The sequence below is a fragment of the Wolbachia endosymbiont of Nasonia vitripennis genome (assembly GCF_048054115.1).
Lineage (GTDB): Bacteria > Pseudomonadota > Alphaproteobacteria > Rickettsiales > Anaplasmataceae > Wolbachia.
Window position 1 is genome coordinate 1 of sequence record NZ_JAFEVF010000055.1, and the last position, 3,890, is coordinate 3,890.

The 3,890-nt window shown below is 33.5% G+C and carries 4 protein-coding genes; 3 read left to right on the forward strand and 1 reads right to left on the reverse strand.

From position 1 onward, the window contains the following. Positions 1 to 269 precede the first annotated feature (269 nt). Positions 270 to 506: a hypothetical protein gene (locus JR053_RS05030; protein WP_236607897.1), complete on the reverse strand. Its 237-nt coding sequence runs from the start codon at positions 504 to 506 to the stop codon at positions 270 to 272. A gap of 247 nt (positions 507 to 753) precedes the next feature. Here JR053_RS05030 and gap point away from each other — a divergent pair, with 247 nt between their 5' ends. From gap to JR053_RS05045, 3 genes are all read left to right on the forward strand, one after another. After that, entirely contained in the window at positions 754 to 1,725 is a 972-nt protein-coding gene (gene gap / locus JR053_RS05035) for a type I glyceraldehyde-3-phosphate dehydrogenase (protein WP_010401504.1), read from the forward strand. A 3-nt stretch (positions 1,726 to 1,728) separates the two neighbouring features. After that, complete coding sequence (gene tatC, locus JR053_RS05040) at positions 1,729 to 2,487, forward strand: twin-arginine translocase subunit TatC (RefSeq protein ID WP_010401503.1); 759 nt, start codon at positions 1,729 to 1,731, stop codon at positions 2,485 to 2,487. A 155-nt stretch (positions 2,488 to 2,642) separates the two neighbouring features. Then, positions 2,643 to 3,770: a WD_0033/WD_0034 family tandem repeat-containing protein gene (locus JR053_RS05045; RefSeq protein ID WP_416603765.1), complete on the forward strand. Its 1,128-nt coding sequence runs from the start codon at positions 2,643 to 2,645 to the stop codon at positions 3,768 to 3,770. Positions 3,771 to 3,890: the final 120 nt, after the last annotated feature.

Consider the following 3,890-nt stretch of genomic DNA (forward strand, 5'->3'; position numbering starts at 1 on the left):
TTATCAATTTATTACTTTACTTCTCGGTTTGACACAGTTTATTTAACCATACGCGTCAAGTTAAGGAAATATCGTGAAATATAGCAACATTTGAGATGGGCATTTTATTTGTTACATTTATTTTTTTAGGGAGTTCTTATCTAGAAGAAGATGATTTTTTCAGAAGAATCTATAAATTAATAACTTTATTACTTAATATATAAAATAGTTTTTTTTCGTTTCCTTTCTTCCTTATACCACTTTTCCTTAACTTGACGCGTATGGTTTATTTAACACTCCCGCATTTCCAAATTTTGTGAAGATTCAAATTCTTCTTGCATATCCAGTATGTCTTCTATTACTTGCTGATCTTCATCTCTTTCTTCTAATTGAAATGCTGCTGCTTCTTGAGGTGTTTCTAGCAGTTTTTTTAATATTTCTGTGCGCAGTTTCTCTGGTATTGATTTCCACTGTAGCATTACTAGCATTTCATTGTGCAGCACTGACATTTTCTGTAGTGTTTTCACTTTTTCTGACAGTCCTTTATTTTTGCAATGCTTCTATTTTTCTTTGCTGATACTGATTATCTGAATTTGTCATTGGTAATCCATGCATAACCTACTCCAAGTTAAAATTTAGATATTATTAATTAAGTGATACAGTTTCTTTAGTCAAGATAAGCATCAATATATTATAACATTAGGATTAACAGCTAAAAGAATAGAATGAAATATCAGGCAATATCCTCTATAATTAAACTTTTAAGATGGAAAAATGACAATTCGTGTAGGAATTAATGGTCTTGGTAGAATAGGCAGAAGTGTATTGCGTGCTATTTTTGAAGTAGAAAACTATAGCGAGCAAATAGAAGTTGTGGCGGTAAATGGGTCGCTCAGTGCTGAGCAGCATGCACATTTGATTAAATATGACTCTGTTCATGGCAAATTTAACGGCGATATTGATTTTAACGAGTCTGAAAATTGGCTATCTATAAATGGCAGGAAATTTTCTTTATATAGAGAACGTAGCCCTGAAAATATTCCTTGGAATGTTGATGTAGTGCTTGAATGCACTGGTGCATTCAACAAGCGTGCGGAAGCAGCAAAGCATAATGCAGAGAGAGTAATTGTCTCTGCTCCAGTTTCAGATGCTGATGTAACTGTAGTTTACGGCGTAAATAACGATATGCTAAAAAAGGAGCATAAAGTGATCTCAGCAGGTTCTTGTACTACAAACTGTCTGGCTCCGATTGTACACGTTTCACACTCCAATTTAGGTATAAAAAGCGGTTTTATGACCACTATACATGCCTATACGAATGATCAAAATATTCTTGATGGCAACCATAGAGACTTACGTAGGGCAAGAGCTTGTGGCCTTTCTATGGTGCCAACTACAACTGGAGCAGCAAAAACAATTGGTTCTGTCATTCCTCAGTTAAAGGGTAAGCTAGATGGTACTGCTATTAGAGTTCCGGTTAGCAACGTTTCTATGGTTGATTTTAAATTTACGACTGATAAGAAGGTAACAGCTGGAGAAATAAATGAAATGTTTAAGAATTCAGCAAATCATGTGCTTTCCGTATGTAACGAGCCTTTAGTTTCAATAGACTTTGTCCATAACCCTTATAGTGCAATTGTGGATTTAGCTGGTACATATGTCACAGGTGATATCTGTAGAGTTGCAGCGTGGTACGATAATGAATGGGCTTTTTCACTGAGAATGTTAGATATAGCTTTATTGTAAAGTATGAACGAAAACTCACAAAAATATGCTTCATTTTATGAGCACTTTGCGGAACTTAGAAAAAGGGTTATTTTTTGCTTTCTATTTTTTTGTGTTACCTTCGGGTTTTGTTACTACTTTAAAGAAAATATATACCGCTTTTTACTTGCACCTTTAATAGAAGTTACAAAAGATAGCAATGATTTTTCTCTAATCTATACAGACTTAACAGAAGCGTTTTTTGTATATCTCAGGGTTGCAATAATGAGTGCACTGTTGTTTTCTTTTCCTGTGTTTGCATGGCAATTCTATATGTTTCTAGCACCTGGCTTATATAAAAGAGAAAGGGCAGTGTTATTGCCATACTTAATTGCAACACCGGTTTTGTTTGTAACGGGAGCCGCTGTAGTTTACTACTACATATTTCCCCTAGCCTGGAAATTTTTTATTGCTTTTGAACATAGCGGTAAATCTTTCGGTATACCAATAGAGTTTATGCCATCAGTTAGTGAATATTTAGACCTTGTTCTTCAATTCATGTTTGCGTTTGGTACTGCATTTCAAATTCCAGTCATACTAACCTTAATGGTGAGAGTAGGGCTAATCACTGCACAAAGTTTGTCAAATAAACGTAGAATTGCGATAGTAGTAATTTTCATTATTGCTGCAATCTTAACTCCACCTGATGTACTAAGCCAAGTAGGGCTTGCAATTCCAATGTTGGTATTATATGAGCTGTCTATTCTGATATGTAGATACATTGAAAAGAAAGCAAAGGATTGAATCAAGAATATTATTTATAAACAAAGAATGAGCACCGGAGCGCTTTTTCTTGTTTGAGTGTTTTTGGCACCACAGCATTTTATTGATTTTTTGACTTGTTTGCTTAAATATATAATAATTAAAGTATATTATTATTTTGAATAGGAGAATTTTATATGCCAAAATATGAAGAGTTAAACGGAACACAACAAGAATTATATGGTAAGTTACAGGCTGCGATGGAAGAACATGAGAATATTATTGATCTTCTTACAGGATTTTCAAAAGAGGATTTGCTGAAAATTCTTACTACTGCGAATATAAAGATCAAGCTCTCAAATGGTCAAGAATATACTTCAACACCACTTGTCCATGCTATTATTCTTAATAAACAGAGAGGCATTCAAGCTATCCTAAATGTAGCTAAAAGAAATAGTATATTAGAAAAAGTTCTTACTACTGCGAATATAAAGATCAGGCTTTCAGATGATCAAGAACATACTCTAACACCGCTTGGCTGTGCTATAAATCTTATTAATCAGGAAGTTAGTCAGAAAAGTATTAAAGCTATTATAGATGTAGCTCAAGATAATGATATGTTAGAAAAAGTTTTCGCTAGTATAAAAAAAGATCATCTTAACAAAACCAAGAATATTTTAGAAATACTAAAAAATCAAGAGCAAGATGAAGAGCAAAAAGCTAAAATTGATGGTTGGCTAAAAATACTTGCAAAGAGCATATCTAGTTGTGAAAGTAAAGATGATCCTAACAAAATTGAAATGCACGATAGAGTTGAGGAGATATGTAAAAAGCAAGAGCAAGAGGATTGGAAAGTAACCCTTGAAAGGATCGTACCTAATCACGAAAATAAAGACAAGTGTGAAATATTTTCTAAGATTTTTAACAAGGAGACTTTCAAAGTATCATTAGATCCACAGCGAAATGCTGATATGATAACATTAATTAAAAAGAACCAGCCTGATTACGAAAGTAAAGAACAGTCTTTAGTAGATGAAAGCAGCATACCTAAAACTGAAGGAAATATAACTAAAGATACAGTAAAAACTACTAATAAACCAATAATCATTGGTAGTGTTTGTGGTGCCATAGCTGAATTGGCAGTTGGGTTAGGATTGTATTTTGGTGCTGCATTACCGGTATTGCCTATAATTGGTATAGCTATAGCTGCTGCTGTAGTAGTTGGACTTATTGCTGGTGGTATTACATATGTAATTTCAAAGCCTAGTGAGAATCTAGATAGAGCTAATGTAGAGCAAAGAGTTAGTATAGGGTTAACAGCGTAGTTAAGTAAAAGGAAGAAGTCTATTCTTCCTTTTCTCAAAGTTTTTTTTTGTTGATCATATATTCACAGCATTAAGTTGTAATAGTTTAGACTTGATCTGACAGGCATGAATTAACTGACA